19 protein-coding genes and 1 pseudogene are annotated in these 24,393 nt (G+C 37.2%); 17 read left to right on the top strand and 3 right to left on the bottom strand.

Going from position 1 to position 24,393, the window contains the following annotated elements; translation table 11 throughout:
* The first annotated feature begins 99 nt into the window (after positions 1-99).
* The 6 genes from CHI06_RS14480 (at position 100) to CHI06_RS14455 (ending at position 11,011) form a co-directional block, all read left to right on the top strand.
* Positions 100-3,246, top strand: coding sequence for a glycoside hydrolase family 2 TIM barrel-domain containing protein (locus CHI06_RS14480; protein ID WP_095249262.1), 3,147 nt, complete (start codon positions 100-102; stop codon positions 3,244-3,246).
* A 706-nt stretch (positions 3,247-3,952) separates the two neighbouring features.
* On the top strand, positions 3,953-4,849 hold the full coding sequence (locus tag CHI06_RS14475; RefSeq protein ID WP_257009307.1) for an ABC transporter permease: 897 nt from the start codon (positions 3,953-3,955) through the stop codon (positions 4,847-4,849).
* 15 nt (positions 4,850-4,864) lie between these two features.
* Positions 4,865-5,767, top strand: a complete 903-nt coding sequence (locus tag CHI06_RS14470; protein WP_095249260.1) for a carbohydrate ABC transporter permease — start codon at positions 4,865-4,867, stop codon at positions 5,765-5,767.
* Between the two features lie 73 nt (positions 5,768-5,840).
* Positions 5,841-7,421: an extracellular solute-binding protein gene (locus tag CHI06_RS14465; RefSeq protein ID WP_095249259.1), complete on the top strand. Its 1,581-nt coding sequence runs from the start codon at positions 5,841-5,843 to the stop codon at positions 7,419-7,421.
* Positions 7,422-7,548: 127 nt separating this feature from the next.
* A complete protein-coding gene (locus CHI06_RS14460; protein ID WP_095249258.1) occupies positions 7,549-9,918 on the top strand; it encodes a glycoside hydrolase family 2 TIM barrel-domain containing protein in 2,370 nt (789 codons plus the stop codon).
* A gap of 100 nt (positions 9,919-10,018) precedes the next feature.
* Positions 10,019-11,011 (top strand): glycoside hydrolase family 43 protein, encoded by a 993-nt coding sequence (locus CHI06_RS14455; protein ID WP_095249257.1) that lies wholly within the window; start codon positions 10,019-10,021, stop codon positions 11,009-11,011.
* A gap of 488 nt (positions 11,012-11,499) precedes the next feature.
* On the opposite strand, the gene CHI06_RS14450 is transcribed toward CHI06_RS14455, so the two are convergent.
* Positions 11,500-12,201 (bottom strand): YesL family protein, encoded by a 702-nt coding sequence (locus CHI06_RS14450; RefSeq protein ID WP_095249256.1) that lies wholly within the window; start codon positions 12,199-12,201, stop codon positions 11,500-11,502.
* A gap of 223 nt (positions 12,202-12,424) precedes the next feature.
* Positions 12,425-13,729: an alpha-glucosidase/alpha-galactosidase gene (locus CHI06_RS14445; RefSeq protein WP_095249255.1), complete on the bottom strand. Its 1,305-nt coding sequence runs from the start codon at positions 13,727-13,729 to the stop codon at positions 12,425-12,427.
* Between the two features lie 207 nt (positions 13,730-13,936).
* On the opposite strand from CHI06_RS14445, the gene CHI06_RS14440 reads away from it, so the two are divergent.
* Positions 13,937-14,815 carry an AraC family transcriptional regulator gene (locus CHI06_RS14440; protein ID WP_095249254.1) on the top strand — a complete coding sequence of 293 codons (879 nt, stop codon included), beginning with the start codon at positions 13,937-13,939 and terminating at the stop codon, positions 14,813-14,815.
* A gap of 305 nt (positions 14,816-15,120) precedes the next feature.
* Entirely contained in the window at positions 15,121-15,378 is a 258-nt protein-coding gene (locus tag CHI06_RS30495; protein ID WP_306453817.1) for a Uma2 family endonuclease, read from the top strand.
* 365 nt (positions 15,379-15,743) lie between these two features.
* Here CHI06_RS30495 and CHI06_RS14430 read toward each other — a convergent pair whose 3' ends face one another.
* A complete protein-coding gene (locus CHI06_RS14430) occupies positions 15,744-16,295 on the bottom strand; it encodes a cysteine hydrolase family protein (protein ID WP_095249253.1) in 552 nt (183 codons plus the stop codon).
* A gap of 121 nt (positions 16,296-16,416) precedes the next feature.
* Between CHI06_RS14430 and CHI06_RS14425 the strand changes: the two genes are divergently transcribed.
* The 9 genes and pseudogenes from CHI06_RS14425 (at position 16,417) to CHI06_RS14385 (ending at position 24,254) form a co-directional block, all read left to right on the top strand.
* Positions 16,417-16,857 (top strand): Lrp/AsnC family transcriptional regulator, encoded by a 441-nt coding sequence (locus CHI06_RS14425; RefSeq protein WP_095249252.1) that lies wholly within the window; start codon positions 16,417-16,419, stop codon positions 16,855-16,857.
* A gap of 341 nt (positions 16,858-17,198) precedes the next feature.
* On the top strand, positions 17,199-17,741 hold the full coding sequence (locus tag CHI06_RS14420; protein WP_095249251.1) for a cysteine hydrolase family protein: 543 nt from the start codon (positions 17,199-17,201) through the stop codon (positions 17,739-17,741).
* Positions 17,742-17,799: 58 nt separating this feature from the next.
* Positions 17,800-18,916 (top strand): annotated as a pseudogene (gene mnmA / locus CHI06_RS14415) (tRNA 2-thiouridine(34) synthase MnmA).
* Positions 18,917-19,057: 141 nt separating this feature from the next.
* Positions 19,058-19,651, top strand: a complete 594-nt coding sequence (locus tag CHI06_RS14410; protein WP_306453814.1) for a cytochrome c biogenesis CcdA family protein — start codon at positions 19,058-19,060, stop codon at positions 19,649-19,651.
* Positions 19,652-19,930: 279 nt separating this feature from the next.
* The gene (locus CHI06_RS14405) at positions 19,931-20,263 is read left to right on the top strand and encodes a metal-sensitive transcriptional regulator (protein ID WP_095249250.1); all 333 of its coding nucleotides are present in this window, start codon (positions 19,931-19,933) and stop codon (positions 20,261-20,263) included.
* Positions 20,264-20,338: 75 nt separating this feature from the next.
* Positions 20,339-20,494, top strand: coding sequence for a copper ion binding protein (locus CHI06_RS14400; protein ID WP_095249249.1), 156 nt, complete (start codon positions 20,339-20,341; stop codon positions 20,492-20,494).
* A gap of 125 nt (positions 20,495-20,619) precedes the next feature.
* A complete protein-coding gene (locus tag CHI06_RS14395) occupies positions 20,620-23,052 on the top strand; it encodes a heavy metal translocating P-type ATPase (RefSeq protein ID WP_095249248.1) in 2,433 nt (810 codons plus the stop codon).
* A gap of 86 nt (positions 23,053-23,138) precedes the next feature.
* On the top strand, positions 23,139-23,573 hold the full coding sequence (locus CHI06_RS14390) for an OsmC family protein (RefSeq protein ID WP_179292623.1): 435 nt from the start codon (positions 23,139-23,141) through the stop codon (positions 23,571-23,573).
* A gap of 48 nt (positions 23,574-23,621) precedes the next feature.
* Complete coding sequence (locus CHI06_RS14385; RefSeq protein WP_095249246.1) at positions 23,622-24,254, top strand: nitrite reductase; 633 nt, start codon at positions 23,622-23,624, stop codon at positions 24,252-24,254.
* Positions 24,255-24,393: the final 139 nt, after the last annotated feature.

Genomic DNA, 24,393 nt, shown 5'->3' with positions numbered 1-24,393 from the left:
AATCAATTTTACTATAATAGATAATTATATTCCTTTGTTTTTGGTAGATTTGAAACCGGTTTCATTTTTTGATAAAGTTTATGGAAGTGAGGTAGTTTTATGTTCAAACTGATGAATAAATATAGATATACTCCACCTGAAAATGGATATCCCGAGTGGAATAACAACCCTGAGATTTTTCAGCTGAATCGATTGGATGCTCATGCAACATTAATGCCTTACAGGACAGTAGACGAGGCATTAAAAGGGGACCGAACTTCATCTGAATTTTATCAGTCTCTAAATGGAAGCTGGAAATTCGCATTTTATGAGAATCCTAGAAAAAGAAATCAAGACTTTTTTAAGGAGGATTATGATGCTAGTGAGTGGGATGAAATAAAGGTGCCATCGCACTGGCAGCTACAAGGATATGATTATCCTCAATATACGAATGTTAGATATCCTTGGGAAGGAAAAGAAGATATAAAGCCGCCTTTTGCTCCAATAAACTATAATCCTGTTGGACAGTATATTCGGAGTTTTACGATTTCAGAGGATTGGAAGGAACAGCCGGTTTATATTAACTTTCAAGGAGTAGAATCAGCCTTTTATGTGTGGGTGAATGGAGAGTTTGTCGGATATAGTGAGGATACCTTTACACCGGCAGAGTTTGATTTAACACCATACTTAATTGATGGCGAAAACAAGTTAGCGGTTGAGGTATATCGTTGGTGCGATGCGAGCTGGTTAGAGGACCAGGATTTTTGGAGGATGAGTGGAATCTTTCGAGATGTCTATCTGTATTCTACTCCAGAAATTCATATAAATGATTTCTTTGTGACCACGGAGCTGGATCAGGAATATAAGGATGCTAAATTGAAAATCGAAGCAAAAATCAAAAATGCGTTTGAGCAGACAGTAAATGGTTATACAGTTGAAGCGATGCTCTATGACCATGAAAATAACCCGGTATTAGAGGACTCACTTCAAATAAAGGTGGACATGGAAAATCAATCCTTCATTTCGATCAATACTTCTACCAATGTAGGTAATCCTTTTAAATGGAGTGCAGAAAGTCCATACCTCTATACACTAGTTTTGATTTTGAAAGATGAAAGCGGAATCATTAAAGAAACGGAAAGCTGTAAGGTGGGGTTCCGAACATTTGAAATAAAAGATGGTCTCATGAAAATCAACGGCAGACGAATTGTCTTCAAAGGTGTAAATCGTCACGAGTTTGCATCAGATAAAGGGAGAGCAGTTGGTTACGATGATATGATTAATGATATTAAATTAATGAAGCAGCATAATATTAATGCCGTCCGTACTTCTCATTATCCGAATAATCCGTTGTGGTACGAATTATGTGATCAATATGGTTTGTATGTCATTGATGAAACAAATCTTGAAACTCACGGGACATGGAGGTATGGGCAGAAAGATGAAGGCGATGCAGTGCCAGGCAGCAAGGTGGAATGGCGAGAGAACGTCCTTGATCGATGTAATTCAATGTTTCAACGAGATAAAAACCATCCTTCGATTATTATTTGGTCGCTTGGAAATGAATCATTTGGCGGAGATAATTTTATAAAGATGCATGATTTTTTAAAGGAGAAGGATCCTACTAGAATTGTTCATTATGAAGGAATTTTCCATTACCGAAAATCAGAAGCAGCATCAGATATTGAAAGCACAATGTATGTAAGTCCTGAAGGTGTAAAGAAATATGCTGAATATGCTAAGTACACTGATAATCCGAAACCGTACATTCTATGTGAATATAGTCATGCTATGGGGAATTCTTGTGGAAACCTATACAAGTATACTGATTTATTTGAAAAATACCCTATTATACAGGGAGGATTTATTTGGGACTGGAAGGATCAGGCTTTGGAAACAAAGACCACTGATGGTGTAGCATACTTAGCTTATGGCGGTGATTTTGGAGAAACACCTCATGATGGGAATTTTTCAGGAAATGGTTTAATTTTTGCAGATGGGACGATTTCACCAAAGATAATCGAAGTAAAAAAGTGCTATCAGAATGTTCGTTTTACAGCAACTAATCTCCAAGAGGGACTTGTTGATGTGGTAAATAATTATCTGTTTACAGACCTTCAAAAGTACGAACTCGTTTGGCAGCTAACAGAAAATGGCTTGTTAATTCAAAATGGTACCTCAGAAATAAAGGTGGAACCATGCACCACAAAAACAATTAAACTAGCTTACTCTATTCCTGAAGTATGTAAACAGTCGGATGAATATATTTTAACTGTTAGCCTCCATTTGAAAAATAGCACAATTTGGGCTGATAAAGGCCATGAAGTTGCTTTTGAACAATTTGTGCTTCCTATTGTTAAAGCAATATCAGAAAGTACGCCTGTCAATTCGCCACAAACAAAAGTAATTCAAGAAGACAATTATGTAACTATTAGTGGTGACAGGTTTAATGTTATTTTTAATAAAAACAATGGAACCTTAGAGTCCTATAGTTTTAATGGCATCACTCTACTTGAGAATGAAGTAGGTTTAAATTTTTGGCGTGCGATGACCGATAATGACCGTGGGAATAAATTGCATGAACGCAGCTCTATATGGAGAGAAGCTGGAAAAAATAAAGTTCTTACATCGTTTTTAGTAGATGTGGAGAGTACTTTGGCTACTGTAGTTACAACGCAATTCATTTTGCCGGCAACAATGTCATCTTGTAAGATTGTTTACACCATTTTGGGTGATGGAGAAATAACAGTAGACTATCAGCTAGAACCAGGGAACGATCTTTCTGAAATACCAGAGGTTGGAATGATGACAACATTAGATGGCAGGTTTGATACCATCACTTGGTATGGAAAAGGCCCATATGAGAATTATTGGGATAAAGAGAAAGGTGCAAAAATTGGAATATATACTGGTAAAGTAAAAGATCAATATGTACCATACTTAAAACCACAGGAATGCGGAAATAAAACAGGCGTAAGATGGGCATTGTTAACCAATCAACAGGGGGGAGGATTAAAAATCTCTGGAAGCCCTACGGTTGAGGTGAATGCTTTACCATACACTCCATTTGAGCTTGAAGAACATGATCACGGATATAAATTACCACCTAGCGATAAGACGGTAGTGAGGATTAATTATAAACAAATGGGCGTAGGTGGAGATGACAGCTGGGGACAAAAAACACATCCTGAATTCACCCTCTTTGCGAATCGAAGCTACTCATATTCTTTTAAAATTAAGGGGATTGCTTCTATAAAGGAGTTATAGCACCTTCTCTATGTGATGATTGAAAACCATGAGGGAAGAGCATTATTTGGCAACTAGAAAAGAACTTCTGTAATAAAGTTAGTGTGTTCCCTTGGATTGTTTATTATTTTTCCAAGGGAACCTGTTTCAATAAAAGAATTAGAATGCCCTGAAACCCATTTCTTAATGCAGGAGAAATACCTAAAGACTTTTGAAAATGTAAATAAAAATAATTTTCAGAACAATGGGAAAATTTAATAGATGGTATTTACTTTTAATAGGAACCTGAATATAATAAAAACAGGGTAACCGCTTTCAAAATAGTGTTCTAAAGAATTACTGGTGTATCAAACTAGTAACAGCACTTTTTATTTGGAATAATGAAACCCATTTCATTTGAACTACATAGAAATTATACATGATATGAATAACATGAGTTTTGTTGAAATGTTTTTGAAACCGATTTCATTTTTTGTTAATGTTATTAGTAAGTAACTTATCTTCTATATAAAAAATTCTTTCATTGTTTAAGAAAGAATTTTTTATACAGATAGATTAGTAATAGTAATCTATTAGATCACTTTGTTAGTACATTTTGTAAAAGCTGGTTGCTGCTTTCGTGTCCAAATCGTGTTGTTTAGGGGGGATTTATATGAAGACCGTTACGGTGCAATCACACCATACACCTATTGTTGAAACAAAGACGAAAGATACTGTATTTAAAAGAATGTGGAGAAACCGAACCCTTCTTATTATGTGTTTACCTGCCATTATTTTCTTCGCAGTCTTTGCCTACCTGCCAATGCCGGGGCTATATCTTGCATTTGTAAACTTTGATTATTCACTTGGTATCTTTAAGAGTGCGTTCGTAGGCTTTGATAATTTTCGCTTTTTGGTTATGACTGGTGATTTATGGAAGTTAACCTTTAATACGATTGCTTATAATATTGCTTTCATCATTTTAGGTAATATCCTCCAAATAGCTGTAGCCATCATGCTTAACGAACTAAGAAATAAATGGTTCAAAAAAGTATCACAAACACTTATGTTTCTACCGCATTTTATTTCTGCCGTTTTAGTTGGACTTTTAGCCTATAACATACTTAGTTACGATTATGGCATACTTAATTCATTTTTAAAAATGATTGGCATGGATCCAGTAGAGACTTATTCGAACCCTGCGATTTGGCCTTATATTATTGTAATTACGTTCCTATGGCAATCAACAGGCTATGGATCAATCATCTATTTCGCTGCGATCATGGGTCTTGATAAATCCATTTTAGAAGCAGCAGAAATCGATGGAGCTAACGCTTTCCAGCGTATTCGATATATTATAATTCCTTATCTTAAGCCAACATTTATCATTCTGCTATTGTTCTCTTTAGGTGGAGTATTAAAAGGGAATTTCGGTTTATTTTATAACCTGGTTGGTGCCAATAATACCATGCTCTATCCAACGACAGATATTATTGAAACCTACGTGTTCCGAACGTTGATGACGAATTTTAACTTCTCATTGGGAAGTGCGGTAAGTTTATATCAATCTATTTTGGGTCTCTTTATTGTCCTTACAGCCAACTGGATTGTGAAAAAAGTTTCACCAGAAAACTCTTTGTTTTAAAGGAGGAACGTATGTATGGAAAACTCAGCCAGACGTAATATAGACTTTTCTACGATAATGGTTCGTATTATTGGATATGGTTTTATTGGTTTTTTTGCTCTATGTTGTCTATTACCGTTCGTCTTGATCTTGTCATCTTCCTTAACATCTGAGAGGGCTATTATGGAAAGGGGCTTCTCTTTATGGCCGAAAGAATTTTCTACCTTTGCATATGAAATCGTGTTTAAGAATCCAAGACTTGTGATTGGATCCTATATGGTAACGTTGATCATTACGGTTGTCGGAACTGCAGTAGGTTTATTTATTGTAGCCATGACAGGTTATGCCTTGCAGCGCCAAGATTTCTTGTATCGTAATAAAATATCATTTTATATCTACTTTACCACTCTTTTCTCAGGTGGACTTGTCCCGTTTTATCTCTTAATAACGCAGTATCTGCATCTTAAAGATAATTACTTGGCAGTACTGCTGCCTGGATTGCTGAGTCCTTTTCTCATCATTATGATGAAGGCTTTTGTAAAGTCAATTCCACATGAGATTACGGAATCTGCGAAGATGGATGGTGCAGGTGATTTCACGATTTTCTTAAGAATTATTCTCCCAATGACTACCCCTGCCTTGGCGACAATCGGGCTTTTCATTGCCCTGGGGTATTGGAATGAATGGTATAATTCAATGCTTTTCCTTTCACCGAATATGGAATATAGACCGTTACAGTTGTTTCTTTACAACGTGATCACTAGTGCTGATTTCATAAGAAATTCGGCTGCATCCTCCAATGTAACGCCGCAAGACATACCATTGGAAAGTATGAAAATGGCAACAGCCATTGTCGCTACTGGACCGGTTATTCTATTTTATCCGTTTGTACAGAAGTACTTTATTCAAGGTATTACAGTTGGTGCGGTAAAAGGGTAATGGAATATGATTGAGGAATCTTCCTTGTTTCATAGAGAGTAACAATTAAAAAAGTTAAAAGGGAGGCAAAAAAATGGTGAAGATAAAGAAAACCTTGGTATTATTTTTGGTAATGTTTTTGACTTTTAGTCTTGTGGCCTGTAATGGCTCAAGTCAAACGGGTTCAAAAAACTCTGAATCTGGTACAAAGACAAACGCGAATGGTGAAGTTGATACTTCTGAAGAGGTAACAATTAGCATGATGGTGTTGGGAGATAAACCGACCAACGGACAGTTAGAAAAAGTAATGAAACAAGTAAATACTATATTAAAAGAAAAAGTAAACGCTAAACTTCAGTTGAAATGGATTGAATGGGCTGATTATATGACAAAGTATAATCTAACTCTAGCTTCTGGAGAACCTGTTGATTTAATTATCACCGCTACTGACTGGTTGGATGCTTGGGGAAATGCACAAAAAGGTGCATTCATGGATATTACGGACCTGCTGCCTAAATATGCACCTAAGACATTTGAAGATGTTTCCAAAGAAAGTTGGGAGCAAACAAAATACGATGGCAAAATTGTTATGATTCCTGAGGACTCTTATACTCAATGGGTTAACCACGGCTTTTTCTATCGCACAGATTGGGCAAAAGAATTTGGAATCACTGAACCTATTAAAGATTTCGAAACACTTGGTAAATACTTCCAAGGTATTAAAGATAATAAAAAGGGTGTTATTCCTTGGGATACACCAGGAACAAACGTTACAACTGCATGGGGTTATACAACTTCTTATTCCGATGCAATTGAACTTCCAATTACTACAGGAGTATTCCCGATTTATTGGGCTAATTCCTATGAAGATGCCTATACCGTTATGAGTCCAGTGTTCGAAGATGTGTTTGTAGACTATGCAAAGATGATGAAGGATTGGGCAGATAAAGGCTACTGGCGTTCTGACGTATTGAACTATAAAGGTGATACCCGCGCTTTATTCCAAGCTGGAAAAACAGGTGCTGACCAGCACCATACAGAAACATTCTCAACCTTACGTCCACAAATGGACGTGAAACAACCAGGTTCAGAAATAGATATATTTGCTTGGTCGGACACACGGGACAACTTAATTTCAATGTCGATTACTCACGGTGCAACAGCGGTTGGTGCTCACAGCAAAAACCCTGAACGTGCCCTAATGGTTTACGATTTGATTCGAAACGATGAGGAGCTTTACAAATTATTTAACTATGGTATTGAGGGAGTACAATACGAAATTGTAGATGGCAAACGTGTTCGTCCTGAAGGTTATGATGAAACAAAAGATTCATTCTCTGCTAACTTCTGGGGTGGCCGTGTAGATAAATTCGAAATCCCAAGTGCTGACAAATGGGAAGGAATGTCTGAGATTTTTGCGCAGTACGATACCATTAAAAAGCCTTACCCATATGGCCAATTTGTATTTGATAGTACTCCAGTTGAAGCTGAACTTTCTGCTCTATCACAAGTGACTTCACAATTGGTACCAGCAATTGCATTCGGTAAAGCAGGAGATCCAGAAAAAGCTGTCAAAGATTTCCGTAAGAGATTAGAAGCAGCAGGGTATGAAAAGGTTCAAAAAGAAATCCAAAAACAAATGGATGAATATAAAAAGCTTGTAGAAGGTAACTAATTAGAGAATAAATTAAAAGAAAAGAGGGCTATCATACATTCTTGATAGCCCTTTATCTATCAGTCTGCCATTTCTAAGAAATTAGTATTATATTTTAACACTAATAGATAAGGGGTGTAAGTTGAATATGGTAAATGTAATAGCGCAAGAATGGGAATTGTCAGTTAAGAGCAGAAAGTTTAACTTTGATTGGAAATTCTTAAAAGGTGATAATCCTGATGCATTTAAAATTCAGTTTGATGACTCAGATTGGCGTATTTTAGACTTGCCACATGATTTTAGTATTGAAGGTCCCTTTAAGAAGGAATATGCAAGTTCAACAGGGTATTTGCCAGGTGGAATTGGTTGGTATCGGAAGGAATTTATTGTACCTGATAGCATAAAGGGAAAGAAAGTATTTATTCAATTCGATGGTATTTATAAAAATAGTGAAGTGTGGATTAATGAACAATTTCTTGGTAAAAGACCCTATGGATACAGCTCATTTCAGTATGACTTAACCCCCTATTTAAACTTCGAAACACAAGGAAATGTGATTGCTGTCAAAGTAGATCACGCAGATTTTGCTGATTCTCGTTGGTATCCAGGGTCAGGTATTTATCGAAATGTATTTATCAATTTGACTGATCATGTGTATATCAAGCCATATGGAATATTTGTCACAACTCCAAAGATTTCAACATCAGAAGCAGAAATCCAAATTCAATCAAGTTTGAAAAATGAATACAATAACGAAGCTACATTCCAAATTGACCATCAAATTAAAGATGCTTCAGGCAAAAAAATAATAGACTGTTCATCTGTGGAAATCATTCCAGCAAATGGTGAACAAGACTTTTCTCATTCTCTTTTCCTAGAACAGCCAAATCTCTGGTCACCGGAAGATCCGTATTTATACAGTGTTGAAACGAAGGTGATAAAAGATGGGGAAGTAATAGATTTTGAGACTACCCCACTTGGTGTTCGATCTTTTTATTTCGATGTAGACTCTGGATTTTATCTTAATGGAAAGAATATTAAGATGAAGGGTGTCTGTATTCACCATGACGCAGGCTGTCTTGGAGCAGCTGTTCCTGAAAAGGTCTGGCACAGACGTTTGAAACTATTAAAAGAAGCTGGTGTAAATGCGATTAGAATGAGCCATAATCCTCCTGCACCAGAGTTACTAGATATGTGTGATTCTTACGGGTTTTTAGTCCAAGATGAAGCATTCGATGAATGGGGACATCCTAAGAACAAATGGGTAGAGGGTTGGAATAAAGGTGAGCCGGCACTAGACGGATATGCTTCCGACTTTACGGAATGGGCAGAGATAGATTTGAGGGATATGGTACTAAGAGACCGGAACCATCCGTCAATTGTTTTCTGGAGTATTGGGAATGAAATTGATTATCCAAATGATCCATATTCACATCCGGTACTTGGAGATCATTACAAAGCTGACAAACCTGAAGCAAAGGGAATGGGTGATATTTCGAAAAAGCTGGCAAAGGTTGTAAAGCAATATGATCCGACCCGACCTGTTACAGCAGCACTGGCAAGTGTCATTATGTCAAATGAAACTGAATTTCCAGATAACCTTGATGTGGTTGGCTATAACTATCAAGAGTTTCTTTATTCAGAAGACCATAAAAAATATCCTAATAGAGTGATTTATGGAAGTGAAAACGGAAGGCATCACGATGCATGGCTGGCTGTAGCAAATAATGACTTTATATCAGGACAATTTATTTGGACAGGGATTGACTATTTGGGAGAAGCTCGTGGATGGCCGATTCGTCACGCAACTCCTGGATTGCTTGATCTTGCTGGATTCAAAAAGCCTTTGTTCCATTTCAAGCAAAGTGAATGGTCCGATCAAGATATGGTCCATATTGGCTTGACTTCCATTAAAGAAGAGAATCCTGATCAAGTTTACTGGGACCATCAGGTCGTTTGCCACTGGGATGGTATTGAAGGAGAAAAAGTAAGGGTCGCTTGCTGCACAAACTGTCCTGAAGTGGATTTAATATTAAATGGTGAATCTGTTGGTGTCAAAAAACGTGAAGACTTCCCAGCTGGAACCATATATTGGGACCTTCCATATTCTAAGGGTACATTAAAGGCGGTAGGGATTAGAAACGGAAACATTTCTTGTAAACATGAATTAAAGACAGCTGATAAACCTGCTAAGTTACAGTTGCACTCGGATACAATAACTCTTAAAGCTGACAAAGAGGATGTAGCACATATAGAAGTCAATATCCTTGATCAAGACAATAATCTTGTCTATAGTGCAGAAAATGAAATCCATTGTAGCATCGAGGGACCTGGTGAAATTATTGGGATTGAATGTAGTAACCCTGTAAGCCATCAAGATTATAAAGCAAACTACCGAAAGGCCTTCCATGGAAAATTATTAATCTATGTGAAAGCCACTGATCAAGTAGGGACGATAATTTTAAAGACTTCTTCTGAGGATTTGGAAGGTTGTGCTGTAGTTATTGATGTTAAATAAAAGCCTTAGGGACTCCGGGTACTGACGATTTAAGCTGATACCCGGAGGTCTAATATCGGCTGAATTCTTTTAAAAATATGATAAAGCAGGAGATGTTTGTATGCCGTATAATAGCGCGTCCGATACTTTGAATCCCAAAAAGGGGCACCGACTTAAAGATATTCCTGCACATGACCCTTATGTCTTGGTGCATAATGAAACGAATACTTATTATATGTATACAACAGGAATTCCACAATTAACAGATTTAGAGAGAAATGGAGTTCTAGTGTATAAGAGTAAAGATTTAAATGATTGGGAAGGGCCTTATGTCGTTTTCGAGGTTCCTGATGGAACTTGGGCACATCCACAGCATGGGACATGGGCTCCAGAGGTTCACCATTATCTTGGTAAGTATTATCTGTTCGTTACGTTACATAATCAAGATAGCATTATAGCAGAACCGCCGGAGGTTTGGAAAACCACTCATCTTCGTGGTACAAGCATCGCGGTATCAGACTCACCAGAAGGTCCCTTTGAATTGATAAAAAAAGATGGGCCAGTGCCACCTCGAGACTTCATGACCTTAGATGGAACCTTGTATGAGGATGAGAATGGAAAGCCGTGGATGGTCTATTGTCATGAGTGGATTCAGGTGATTGATGGTACGTTTGAAGCGATTCCATTGAAGAGCGATTTATCCGCAGCAGATGGTGAACCTCAACACCTTTTTAAGGCGTCCGATGCACCATGGCTCAATGCTGAAATAAAGCCCACCGTGAAGCCTTTAAATTATGTATCTGATGGTTGTCAATTATATCGAACAAAAGGTGGTCACCTTGTTATGCTCTGGTCAAGTTATAGCAATGGAAGCTATGTCCAAACGATTGCTAGATCTAAGTCTGGTAAGCTAGCGGGGCCGTGGGAACAACTGGAACCATTAGTTGCTTGTGATAGTGGTCACGGCATGCTTTTTAAAACATTTGAAGGTGAATGGATGCTTATTCTTCATCATCCATTCAGTACACCTGCATCTCGAGCGAAGATTTATGAAGTAGAGGAAACAGAGGATAGCTTTAAGGTTGTTAAACCTAGAGTGGATCTACATACTTAAATGAATAGATGGAACAGCATATAAAAAGTCCTCTTAGGTTGAAATAAGGGTTTTGTTATCGGGTTCTTTCTTATTAAAGACACAAGAAAAGACGTATGGATTGGCATACGTCTTTTTCTTTATTCTCAAGGTTCTTATTTGTCGGTTGGGGGATCAGGTTTAGCACCCAAGCTGATAAATAGGCGGAGAATTTCCGCTTAATGTGTAATTAGTATTAAAAAAAGCTATAATAGACGGAGAGATTCCGCCTATTGGCACGGAAAATTCGAAAATGGGAGATTTTGCTTTGAATAAGCGGAAAACCTCCGCTTATATCCCATGACACGAGCTCCATTTTGCATTTAACCGGAAAATCTCCGCCTATTTTACTTTTGTTGGTAACTCGATTAAGGATAAACATCTTAAATAAAAAGATCCAAGGACTTTTTATTTAAGCTGCTCGCTTTCCACAAACTAGCGACTATTAACCTCAAGTTGAAAATCTTCAATCAAGAAGATTTTTCCTCTGAAGTATTTTGGTGAATTTGAACAATATTAGTAAATACCTTATTGTAAGCAAAGAATGCAAGAAAAGATATAGCCGCGCCGGTGAAAAATGGCAGCAAAAATGGTAATTTCATAAAACTAACATACAAAATGACCATACTGGTAATGGCAAGCCCAATCGAGTAGATTGGATTAGCAATCGATAAAATGAACGCATTTTTTAATCCTTCTCCGAATCTCGTGTCTGTATGAACGGTATGGGCAAAAAAGTAAAGAGTAATAATTAACAACCAAACCATGAGGAATAAAAATAGATAACTAACAAAGTGAATGCGGGTATGAAAATAATAGTAGTCAACACCAACAATGGCCCAAGAAACTGAAAAAATCAATCCACCCACAAGACTCCTCTTATAATTTTCCTTATAGTATTTCCAAAAGAATCGAATAATTGGCACTTCTTCCTTCATAACCCATTTTCTAACAATACCAAACATAGCCGTAGTTGCTGGAAAAAAAATAAATGGTACCAGCACAGCGATGGTCATAATCAGAAAGCCTATCTGCCACATCTCTTTAACAGTAAATAAAGATAATGTTAGGTAAGCAATGGGGAAGTTAAACAAAACCCATAATAGATTTATACCTGCAAGCTTTGTAGCCCACTCAAAAACGGGATTTAAACGTCCAAATATAGTATACATATTTCCAACTCCAGACCAATTATGTTGAAAGATAATAGAAATATAGATAGTTAGACAAATACCTATGTAAGCACCTTCATTATACCATAGACGTGTTAGTTTCAGTTAGATAGTAAAAAAGATATACCTATAATGAAGGCACATCTTTTTTACATACTTCCATATAAAATAATAAAATTTCACATGTGTAATATTTTTATAGTTATATGAACGATATTGTTTTTCAATCTTCGAATTTTGGAATCCAGTCACCGTGTGCTTCAATTAAATCATCGCACATCGCAATGATGTCATCCATTGATAATTCAGCGGCCGTATGAGGGTCCAGCATTGCTGCCTGATAGATGTGTTCTCTCTTTTTCGTTACCGCTGCTTCAATGGTTAAAAGCTGTGTATTAATATTTGTACGGTTAAGGGCGGCTAACTGTTCTGGAAGATCTCCTACATAGCAAGGAGTGATTCCGCTGCGGTCAGCAACGCATGATACTTCAACAACAGCTTTTTCCGGTAAATTGCTAATTAGTCGGTCCTTATTTAAAATGTTGCCGCCAAATTTAAATGGAACATTCGTCTCAATTGCTTCAATAATACGGGAACCATATTCGTGAGAACGGGAATGGGTAAGTTGTGCATTGTTGACCATCTCATCGCGCATTTTGTCCCAGCGTTTAATTTGCTCTTCACAACGACGTGGATACTCATCAAGAGGGATATTGAATTTCTCAATTAATTGCGGATAATTGCGTTTAATGAAGTACGGATGGTACTCGGCATTATGCTCAGATGATTCCGTTACGTAGTATCCGAATTTGTCCATTAATTCGAAGCGGATCATATCATCATGTTTTATTTGTTGTTTTTCTCTCGCACGGCGTTTAATTTCCGGATATAAATCTTTGCCGTCGCGTTTGATCTCAAGAAGCCAAGCCATATGGTTGATACCTGCGATTTTTTCTTCGACTCCATCATGATCCATTCCTAAGGATTTGAACAGGTGCTCGCTGCAAACTTGTACGCTATGGCATAATCCGACTGTTTTTACATTTGTATAGCGAAGCATTGCCCCTACTAATGTTGCCATCGGATTTGTGTAGTTTAAAAACAGAGCATCCGGACAAACCTCTTCGATATCCTTGGCGAAATCCCACATAACCGGAATAGTGCGAAGCGAACGGAAAATACCGCCAATCCCGATTGTGTCAGCAATTGTTTGACGAAGGCCATATTTTTTAGGGATTTCAAAATCTATAACGGTGCTTGGTTTGTAGCCGCCAACTTGAATGGCATTAATAATGTATTTTGCTCCACGCAACGCTTCTTTGCGATCTGAATACGCTTTCACTACTATGTTTGCTCGTAGGCTTTGTTTTAAATTGTTTAACATATTTTCCGAGTCTTCTAAGCGTTGCTCATCGATATCAAATAATGCGAACTCGAACCCAGCTAATGCCGGAACATGTAGGCAGTCACCAAGAACATTTTTTGCAAAAACTGTACTTCCTGCTCCAATAAATGTGATTTTTGACATATATTTACCTCCTGTAAAGTGAAACTCGGACTGCCTATCAAATCTTCTAATAGGATAAAAAATTGTTTTGAGAACAACTTAACGTCCCATATTCATCTTTGATTTTTTGTTGTTATAATAATAGTAAAATGTTTATATAAGATTCTCAATGGTAAGTTAGTGTGATTGGAGGGTAAAATATTGTCTTTGACTTATAGGGGGAAACATATGAAGGATTATGGAACGTACGGTTTTCGTTTTCAAGATGTGCTTCCTAACGATGTGGCAAACATTTTCTCGCTTGGCCGGGAAGAGAAAATGCCCGGTGCAGTTTATGATTGGCATGGGTTAAAGCGGAAAGATGTCGGCACATATGTGTTTCAATACACTCTCTCAGGATCGGGAAGTCTTGAAATAGCGGATAATAGTTATACAGTGAAGGCAGGGGAAGCCTTCATTGTCGAGATTCCTAGCGATCATCGTTATTACTTTCCAAAGGATAGCAAGGGATGGGAGTTTATGTTTATTACATTAGTGGGACGAGAAGCCGCCGAGTGCTGGCGGTTTATGAAGGAACAGAACGGTCCTGTCTTGAAAGTGCCTCCGGATTCAAAGCTCATCCAGCTTTTGCTTAAAATCTATCAAGACACATATGATCAAAAGATTACAGATACATATTACGCTTCTGCAAAAGCATATGAGTTTATTATGGAGTGTTACCGTTTCATAAGGAATATTGAAAAAACAGCGAACGGTTTCTCTCTTCAGATTACTAAAGCTTTATCCTTTATCCAAACACATTATCATGAACCGATAACACTCGACGAAATAGCGGCCGTATCCGGTTTCTCAAGATATTATTTTATAAAGCAGTTTCAACACCAACTAAATATGACACCTGTCCAATACCTTACCAAAATCAGAATTCAAAAAGCGGCAGAGCTTCTGAGTTCAACGAGTTCCTCTGTTACAGACATTGCTGCTCAGGTAGGGTATGCAAATGCCAACTATTTCAACAAAGTATTCCGCAAAGCGGTTGGTGTATCCGCCGGGATGTTTCGTCATAGTAAAGACGTTGTTGGAATTGATCATTTAATCATTGATTAAGCTTATGGCATATGGAACGTAATATACCTTTCACCTTTGTATTATTCATTGCTTTCTCATATAATTTTAATAAGAATTGGTTAGAAAGAAGGTGTTTTCAATAAAATTACCTGAAAATCGACATATCAGCAATTAGAATATTTTGATGGTGTTGTTTATATATCCCCGTCCCCCAACACGAAACATCAAAGAATATCTATGAAATTATCCGCATTTTTATTTCATTTACTAGATGGAAAGGATTGCGAAGTTCTTGCAGCCTCTTATGATATCGAACTAGTCGATGAAGAAAGTGACGAAAAAAAATAATAATACCTGATTTATCAATCATATGTGACAAAACAGGTTTTACTGAACAGAAATATATCGGTATTCCCGAAATGATCATTGAAATTATTAGCCCTTCGAACCAATCACACGACTTAATTTTTAAAACGAATCTTTATCAAAAATTCCGAGTTAAAGAATATTGGATTATCAATCCAATATTGAATAATATTATGGTTTATTCATTAGGGGAAGACAATCAATATCGCCTAATTGAAAATGAAAACAAGGTTTAATCAAATCTAGCATTATAAATGGTTTCGAAGTAGATGTTGAAGCAATATTTAAATAGACGAAAGTACCTGTTGCTCGGGAAATAGACGAGAGCCAGGCACTTTCTCTTTGAACACCTTTTGTGGACACGAAAAATAATCCTATCTATTAATGTATTATTCTCATGCATAATTGTCTTTATCACGATCTAATGCTGATTATTGGCCTGGTGTCCTTTGGTTCGGTTTGATATTGTATGACAAACAATTTTTAGGAAACTGAAGATATAACGTATAAAGGTTGGATTAATAGTCTAACATCAAAAAAAATGGGAGCTGTTTATGAACAACTCCCATTGATATTTAATTATTTATTATTCAAGTTTGTGTTAGCTTTGTTGCAGGAAATCTTCGGTCGAAATAACATTGGCATACATACCGTTAAGTGCGCTGACAAACGCATAATGAACCTGTTCAGCTGGAACTTTCTTTTCTTGAAAAGATAAGTCCCTTGTCGCACATGCATCTTCAATAAGTGTAGTTTCAAAGCCTAAATCCACTGCAGCTCTAACTGTTGCATCAATACACATATGCGTCATCATACCTACAACCACTACCTTAGTTACTCCTTTATCTCTTAATTTGCTTTCTAAATCAGTCTTTAAAAAGCTGTTTGGGAAATTTTTTACGATAATGTTTTCGTGTTCTAATGGTAGAACAGTTTCATGTAATTCAGCTCCCTCTGTATTTGGAAGGAAGAAGCCTAACTCTGGACTACTAGCGATATGCTGAACATGAAAAATATTATCTTGGTTATTTTGTCTAAACCAATCAAGAACTTTAGCAGCATTAGCGGCTGCTTTATCAGGATTGCTTAACTCCATCTTTCCATTTGGAAAATAGTCGTTTTGTATATCAACAATGATTAAAGCTGTACTCATTTTATCCACCTCAATAAAAAATTTTTATTACAAGTATGATGATATACAATATCTTAATTTCTATCGATACTTTGATGAAACACTTTTAGCTCAAATCATTTCATGGTGAAAGGAATTTATTATGGAACTTGATAACATTGATTTTCAGATCCTTCGGTTACTATCCGAGAATTCACGTATTCAATGGAAAGACTTAGGTGAACAAATTCATATGACGGGACAAGCAGTAGGAAATCGTATTAAAAAACTTGAGGAAAGTGGTGTGATTAAAGCTTACTCTCTCATAGTCGATGAAATGAAAGTAGGACTGATCTTTACAGCGTTTGTCATTATTTATATGAAAACAGCAAACCATGATTCGTTTATACGTTTTATTAATGATCAAAATGAGGTAGTTGAAGCTCACCGTGTATCGGGAGAAGGCTGTTACCATATAAAAATAAAAGTTAATTCTCAAGAAAAATTGAATCTTTTTCTTAATAAAATTCTCGATTATGGAAATTATACTTTGTATCTATCAATACAAGAGATTAAAAAACATAATCCGTTGATTGCCCCATAATAAATATAAGACGGAATACAAAATAACAAAAGCATAAGTATAGCAAAAAGGGTATAATTTCCTCAAATACTGAGGTATTATACCCTTTTTGCTCCTTTAATTTTCTTGATTATGTTCTCCCCATTGGCACATTTCTTGGATTAAAGGCCATAGTGTTTGCCCAAACGTTCCTTAAATCCTGAGGAATATCCTGAGGTATTAAGTCAAGCCTGTTGGGATAACAAAATGAAAAACATCAAGGACACAAAAAAATACAACCGAAAATCAGTACCCTTATAAGGCGTTTTTTCCGATTAGTCAAAGATTACATTTTTAAAATATAATTTTGGGGTTGAATGAAGATGGCAAAGGAAGCTTTATTAATTGTTGATATGAGTAATGATTTTGTAGCTGATCATGGAACATTAACTGTTGGCAAGCCTGCACAAGAAATAGTACCTTATATTAAGGATACGGCGGCCAGATTTTTAGCAGAAGGAAATGTAGTTGTAATATCAATGGATGCACACCAACCAAATGACCCACACTTTGAATTATGGCCACCACACAATATTGTAGGTACAGAAGGGCAACAATTATACGGAGATTTATATGATTGGTATCAAGAAATTAAAGATCACGACAATCTATTTTATACGCCTAAAACGAACTATAGTGCATTCTTTCAAACAGATTTGGCTGAAACGTTGAGAAATTTAGGAATAGTAAAGGTTCATACTGTAGGGGTAACTACGGATATTTGTGACTTTTTAACAGTCGCGGGAGCAGATGCAGAAGGATTCAAAACAGCCATTCATAAACGAGGTGTAGCAACATTTACTGACCTTGGAGAAACAATGTTAAACCATATGAAACGTTGCTTCCATACAGAAATTATTGAATAAACAGCAGAAATTACTATTTTTTATAGGAAGTATTAATAAATAGATAGGATGAAACGGAATGAAGAAAGTACCAAAGGGCACACGTGTAGTTATAGGAATGTCAGGCGGAGTCGATTCTTCCGTTGCTGCAATGCTACTAAAAGAGCAAGGCTATGACGTAATCGGAATATTCATGAAGAACTGGGACGATAAAGATGAATTTGGTGTATGTTCCGCTACAGAAGACTACGAGGATGTTATCCGCGTCTGCAATCAATTGGATATACCCTATTATTCTGTGAATTTTGAAAAGCAGTATTGGGACAAGGTATTCACCTACTTCCTGGAAGAATATAAGGCGGGGAGAACGCCGAATCCTGATGTCGTCTGCAATAAGGAAATCAAGTTCAATGCATTTTTAGATTATGCCATGAGCCTCGGAGCCGATTATGTGGCTACAGGACATTATGCACAGGTGGTCAGAAAAAACGGGAAAGTTCACATGTTAAGAGGGAAAGATGAAAATAAAGATCAGACTTATTTCCTTAATCAATTAACAGAAGAGCAGTTAGATAAGGTGTTATTCCCTATAGGCGATATGGAAAAACCAAAAGTAAAGGAATTAGCTGCCAAAGCTAATTTAGCGACAGCATCCAAAAAAGACAGAACAGGAATCTGCTTCATTGGTGAACGAAATTTTAAGGAGTTCTTAAGTGGTTATTTGCCTGCACAAAAGGGAGATATGGAAACATTCGACGGCAAAGTTGTCGGACATCATGATGGATTAATGTACTATACAATTGGACAGAGGCATGGATTGGGGATTGGAGGCAATGGTGATCCTTGGTTTGTAATAGGGAAGGATATTGAAAGGAAGTGTCCTATATGTTGGACAGGGTTTCCACCATGAAATGCTATTTTCAGACAGTATCATTGCTGATAATATAAGCTGGATTGCAAGTGGAGATATACCTGATACATTTGAATGTACTGCAAAATTCCGCTATCGCCAACCGGACAAAAAAGTAAAGGTAGAACGGTTGGGTAATTCCAAAGTTAAAGTCATTTTCCACGAACCGATTCGTGCGATAACGCCTAGACAAGCAGTTGTCTTCTATAAAGAAGAAGAATGTTTCGGTGGAGGAACGATTAACCAAGTGTATCGTGACAACAAACAATTAACGTATGTAGGATAAAAGGGAGGGATCGTTAATGGCGGACATTTCTATTTTACTTGCATTCAGTGCAGGTACATTAACTTTTATATCGCCTAGTGTATTTCCACTTATCCTGAATTTTTATCGTATATTACGGGAATGAGTGTAGCAGAAATACAAATGGGTGAATTAAAAGGACAACGCAAAGCAATTGTGCATACAATTTTCTTTTTGTTTGGATTTTCAATAATTTATTTAGTGTTTGGTTTCGGAACAGCAGGAAGTGCGACTTTATTAGAAACTTGGTATTTTCGATATGGAGATTTAATTCGACAAATTGGTGCTATTTTAATGGTGGTCATTGGAGTGATTACCATTGGGCTACTCCAACCAAAATTTTTGATGAAGGAGCATAAACCACATATCAAAAATAAACCAGCTGGTTATTTAGGTTCAGTACTAATTGGATTAGCTTTTGCAGTAGGTTGGACACCTTGTATGGGACCAATTTTAGCAGCTACATTAGCATTTGTAGGTGCAAATCCATCACAGGGTCTATGGTATATGGCAGCTTATGTTTTAGGTTTTAGTATTCCTTTTCTTTTAATGGCGTTTTTCATTACTAAATTTACTTGGGTAAAAAAATACAGTGGCTCTGTAATGAGAATTGGCGGAGGAATTATCATAGTTATTGGAATTATTCTGTTTTTTGATAGACTTACACTTATCAATTCATTATTTGCACCGATTTTTGGAGATTTCCAAGGATTTTAATTTTTCGGGATTTAGAAGTGTGTTAATTAAAGGAAAGCGTCAAATAAAGCCCGCCTGTTAACCGGAGGGAGCTTTGCTTGGCGCGTACACTTGAACTATAGGCACAGATACAGTTGCTAACATACATTTTATGGAATCTTAAGTTGGTGACATTGGGACTGACTCCAAATTTCATGTGTCGCTATGAGTGAACATTAAAATAAAGGTTTATTATTTTTTAATACTTTACATACCCTACTAGGGTATGGTAATATAAAATTAAGTTAGGAGGTAAAGTTGATGGAAAATTTAAAAATAGTAGAAGCGTGCCATACTGAGGGTGTTACGTCTTTTAGGAAAAGTCATCATCCGGAACGTGTAAAAAATAATTTAACCACTCGATTAAATCGTATCGAAGGTCAAATTCGAGGCATCAAAGGAATGATCGACAAAGACGTTTACTGTGATGATGTGATCACACAACTTTCTGCAACACAATCGGCTTTAAATAGTGTAGCCAAAATTCTTTTGGAAGGTCATCTAAAAGGTTGTGTGGTCGATCGCCTTTCAGAAGGTGATGAAGAGGTTTTAGATGAATTAGTTGTGACGATTCAAAAGCTATTGAAAAAGTAAAAAAAATTTACCTTTAATATACCCCTACTGTGTATATTATGCTAAATAACCTATTATTTTAAGGAGAGAGAAAACATGAAAAATATAACATTAAACGTACAAGGAATGTCTTGTGGACATTGTGTGAAGGCAGTTGAGGGAAGTGTTGGTCAATTAGAAGGCGTTAATGGAGTAAACGTAAAACTGGACGATGCTCAAGTAGAAGTAACCTTTAATGAATCACAAGTTTAACTAGAAAAAATTAAAGAAACGATTGAAGATCAAGGATATGACGTAGAGTAAGAGTGCTCCCTTTGCACTCTCTTATTTTCTAAAAAAATATACCCTATGCGGGTATCATAGAGGTGAAAAGCATTATGAGTACAGCAGCAAAAAGTATAGCTGTTAAAGAAGCGAGTATTGGAATTACAGGGATGACGTGTACCGCGTGTGCGACCCGTATTGAAAAAGGGTTAAATAAAATGGAGGGTGTCGAGCAAGCAACTGTCAACTTAGCACTAGAAAAGTCATCGATTAAATACGACCCGTCCAAACTGAGTGTAAAGGATTTTGAAAAGAAAATCGAAGCACTTGGCTACGGTGTTGTGAAACAAAAAGCAGAATTCGATATTACCGGAATGACATGTGCAGCTTGTTCTACTCGTATTGAGAAAGGGTTAAATAAGATGGAAGGTGTTGCAACTGCATCCGTCAATTTAGCACTTGAAAAAGCAACCATTGAATTTAATCCTTCAGAAGTAACCATTGCAGATATTATTGCAAAGGTAGAGAAGCTAGGTTACGGTGCACACCAAAAGCAAGAGGATAAAGAACAGGTAGATCACCGTGAAAAGCATATTAAAGATCAACAACGTAAATTTATTATTTCAGCCATTTTATCTTTACCCTTATTATGGACGATGGTAGCGCACTTTTCATTTACATCGTTCCTATATGTACCAGATTTCTTAATGAATCCATGGGTTCAACTAATTTTGGCAACACCGGTACAATTTGTTATTGGGAAACAGTTTTATGTTGGTGCTTACAAATCACTACGTAATGGTAGTGCCAATATGGATGTGCTCGTTGTCATGGGTACTTCAGCAGCCTATTTTTATAGTGTATATCAAGCGATCGTTACCGTTGGAACCCACCATGAGCCACACCTATATTTTGAAACAAGTGCGGTACTGATTACACTGATTCTTTTAGGAAAATTATTTGAAGCAAAAGCAAAAGGCCGTTCATCTGAAGCGATTAAAAAATTAATGGGGCTTCAAGCTAAAACGGCGATTGTTGTACGTGACGGAGTAGAAAAAGAAATACCGTTAGAGGAAGTAGTCATTGGTGACACCATTTTAGTGAAACCAGGTGAGAAAATTCCAGTTGATGGGGAAGTATTAGAAGGAACAACGGCTGTTGATGAATCGATGCTAACAGGTGAAAGTTTGCCTATCGATAAGAAAGCCGGTGACGTATTATACGGTTCCACCATTAACAAAAATGGTTTTATCAAAATGACAGCGACAAAAGTTGGGCGTGACACAGCATTAGCCCAAATCATTAAAGTAGTAGAGGATGCACAAGGTTCGAAAGCACCGATCCAACGTTTAGCGGACCAAATTTCAGGTATTTTTGTGCCGATCGTAGTAGGAATTGCCATCCTTACCTTCCTAGTATGGATTATATGGGTTCAACCGGGCGAATTTACACCGGCACTTGAAGTATTAATTGCAGTACTTGTTATTGCTTGTCCATGTGCTCTTGGTTTAGCCACACCGACTTCCATTATGGCTGGTTCTGGTCGTGCAGCGGAATTTGGTATTTTATTCAAGGGTGGCGAGCATTTAGAACAAACACAAGGCATTGACACAGTGGTAGTAGACAAAACAGGCACTGTCACACATGGTAAACCTGTATTAACAGATGTTTTATTAGCAGATGGTCAAGATGTAGAGAAATTTCTATCACTAATCGGTGCTGCTGAAAAACAATCTGAGCACCCATTAGCAGAAGCAATCGTTCAGGGGATCCAAGAGAAAGGCATCGAACTTGGCAACGTCCAATTCTTCGAAGCGATTCCAGGTTATGGTGTTCAAGCAACCGTTTCAGGTCAAGGGGTTGTCATTGGTACACGTAAACTTATGCAGCAATATGGGATCGATATTACGGCAGTTCTCCCAGCAATGGAAAAATTGGAGAGCGATGGTAAAACAGCGATGCTAGATGGTATTAATGGACAATACGCAGGGCTAGTGGCCGTAGCGGATACTATTAAAGATACATCTCGACAAGCTATTCACCGTTTACAAGAAATGGGCATCAAAGTCATCATGATGACAGGTGATAACGAGCGTACAGCACATGCAATTGGGCAAGAGGTAGGCGTTGACGCAGTCATTGCGGAAGTCCTTCCTGAAGGTAAGGCAGAAGAAGTGAAAAAGTTGCAAAAACAGGGCAAAAAAGTGGCAATGGTCGGCGACGGGATTAATGATGCACCAGCACTAGCTACAGCCGATATTGGGATGGCCATTGGTACAGGTACAGATGTCGCAATGGAAGCTGCGGATATTACACTGATCCGAGGAGACTTAAACAGTATTGCCGATGCGATCTTAATGAGTCGCAAGACGATGCGTAATATAAAGCAAAACCTATTTTGGGCATTTGCCTATAACGTCATCGGGATTCCCATTGCGGCAGCAGGATTCCTTGCACCATGGGTCGCTGGTGCAGCGATGGCATTTAGTTCCGTGTCGGTGGTGTTGAACGCATTACGCTTACAAAGAATTAAATTAGAAAAATAAAAAGAATGATAACTACTGAGTAAACGGCGTAAGCGTCGTTTACTCGATAAATGTATAGGAATAATTTCAATGGAGGAATGGGAACGATGGCGGAAATGAAAACAAGTGTAAAGGCTGTTTGGAATGATGGAATAGCAGGGAATGGGATGCTAAAGGCAGAATATCTTGAGACGAATGTCGCTGTTCCAGAATCAAAGGGAGGCAGTGGGAATGGAGCGAATCCAAGTGAGCTTCTCATTTCGTCTGCAACAACTTGTTATATAGCAACTCTTACTTTTATGCTTGAAACTAGAAAAGTACCTGTAGTAGAACTTACAGTAAATTCTGAGGCAACTATATCCGATAATGGGTTTAACATTACTCATTATCCACAAATTATTTTATCTGTTGATGCAACTGAAGCGCAAGTTCAATCCGCACAAAGAGCAATTGAAGGAGCAGATAGAGGATGTGAAGTCGGAAATTTATTGAAAAAAGCTGGTGTTGTTATTGAAGCCAAAGGGAAGGTTTCTTTGAAGTAAGAAACGATGATTATCAGAATAAATGTTAAGTAGGATGGGAGAATGGTAATGAACCAAAGTGAAAAAAAGGTTAAATTGGCTGTTAACGGTGGGATAGCATTCGGTTCAAAATTAAATGCTAAACAACTGGGTGTCATTGCCCAGTACATGAATGATGGAGATGAACTAGAGTTGACCACTTTCCAACAACTTTACATTGAGGTACTTGAAAGTAAGGTGGAATTCGTCAAGGGAAAATTTGTGGAAGTGGGATTGTCCTGTTATCCAGTAGGAAATTTTGTGAAAAGCTTAAGAATCTGCAATTTTTGTAAAGGCGAAGAAGAAGAAGGAATGCCTGTAGCCATTGAACTAAATAAGCGAATTGCAGGAAAACCAGTTCCCTTTACACTTCGCCCAGCGTATACAGGATGTCCAGTTGGATGTGGTGAACCTCTAGTAAATGATATCGGCGTCATGAAAGTACAAAACGGATATGATTTATATATTGGAGGAAAAGCGAAGGGGAAGGACACCCAAATAGGTACTTTATTGATGGAACAGCTAATTCCTGAACAACTATATGAAGTGGTCGAAAAGATTATTGATATCTATACTGGATACGGTAAGAAGAGAGAACCATTTTCTAAATTTATTAATCGTTTTGGATTTGATAATTTAAAAAACCAACTAGCCGGTAAATAAAAGTAGGTCAAAGAATAAAAGGAATAGGGCTTTCCGATTTGTTGGAAAGCCCTATTCTAATTGATAGTGCAGTACATGATTGATTTTCATATTGCAACACTTGCTACTCTTTAGGAGAAGAGCGACATAGGATCCTATC

Origin of the sequence: Bacillus sp. 7884-1, from assembly GCF_002272245.1 — a bacterium.
Classification (GTDB): domain Bacteria; phylum Bacillota; class Bacilli; order Bacillales; family Cytobacillaceae; genus Neobacillus.
Note: the sequence above shows the minus strand (reverse complement) of the source record. Positions and strands in the feature narration are given on the sequence as shown.

What these genes read in the sequence shown, in the direction of transcription:
- CHI06_RS14440 (WP_095249254.1), top strand. Translation starts at nt 13,937, where the DNA reads ATGAAGGATTATGGAACGTACGGTTTTCGTTTTCAAGATGTGCTTCCT.
- CHI06_RS14410 (WP_306453814.1), top strand. Translation starts at nt 19,058, where the DNA reads ATGGGTGAATTAAAAGGACAACGCAAAGCAATTGTGCATACAATTTTC.
- CHI06_RS14455 (WP_095249257.1), top strand. Translation starts at nt 10,019, where the DNA reads ATGCCGTATAATAGCGCGTCCGATACTTTGAATCCCAAAAAGGGGCAC.
- CHI06_RS14425 (WP_095249252.1), top strand. Translation starts at nt 16,417, where the DNA reads ATGGAACTTGATAACATTGATTTTCAGATCCTTCGGTTACTATCCGAG.
- CHI06_RS14465 (WP_095249259.1), top strand. Translation starts at nt 5,841, where the DNA reads ATGGTGAAGATAAAGAAAACCTTGGTATTATTTTTGGTAATGTTTTTG.
- CHI06_RS14400 (WP_095249249.1), top strand. Translation starts at nt 20,339, where the DNA reads ATGAAAAATATAACATTAAACGTACAAGGAATGTCTTGTGGACATTGT.
- CHI06_RS14475 (WP_257009307.1), top strand. Translation starts at nt 3,953, where the DNA reads ATGTGGAGAAACCGAACCCTTCTTATTATGTGTTTACCTGCCATTATT.
- CHI06_RS14470 (WP_095249260.1), top strand. Translation starts at nt 4,865, where the DNA reads ATGGAAAACTCAGCCAGACGTAATATAGACTTTTCTACGATAATGGTT.
- CHI06_RS14450 (WP_095249256.1), bottom strand. Translation starts at nt 12,201, where the DNA reads ATGTATACTATATTTGGACGTTTAAATCCCGTTTTTGAGTGGGCTACA.
- CHI06_RS14420 (WP_095249251.1), top strand. Translation starts at nt 17,199, where the DNA reads ATGGCAAAGGAAGCTTTATTAATTGTTGATATGAGTAATGATTTTGTA.
- CHI06_RS14390 (WP_179292623.1), top strand. Translation starts at nt 23,139, where the DNA reads ATGGCGGAAATGAAAACAAGTGTAAAGGCTGTTTGGAATGATGGAATA.
- CHI06_RS14480 (WP_095249262.1), top strand. Translation starts at nt 100, where the DNA reads ATGTTCAAACTGATGAATAAATATAGATATACTCCACCTGAAAATGGA.
- CHI06_RS14460 (WP_095249258.1), top strand. Translation starts at nt 7,549, where the DNA reads ATGGTAAATGTAATAGCGCAAGAATGGGAATTGTCAGTTAAGAGCAGA.
- CHI06_RS14395 (WP_095249248.1), top strand. Translation starts at nt 20,620, where the DNA reads ATGAGTACAGCAGCAAAAAGTATAGCTGTTAAAGAAGCGAGTATTGGA.
- CHI06_RS14405 (WP_095249250.1), top strand. Translation starts at nt 19,931, where the DNA reads ATGGAAAATTTAAAAATAGTAGAAGCGTGCCATACTGAGGGTGTTACG.
- CHI06_RS14385 (WP_095249246.1), top strand. Translation starts at nt 23,622, where the DNA reads ATGAACCAAAGTGAAAAAAAGGTTAAATTGGCTGTTAACGGTGGGATA.
- CHI06_RS14445 (WP_095249255.1), bottom strand. Translation starts at nt 13,729, where the DNA reads ATGTCAAAAATCACATTTATTGGAGCAGGAAGTACAGTTTTTGCAAAA.
- CHI06_RS14430 (WP_095249253.1), bottom strand. Translation starts at nt 16,295, where the DNA reads ATGAGTACAGCTTTAATCATTGTTGATATACAAAACGACTATTTTCCA.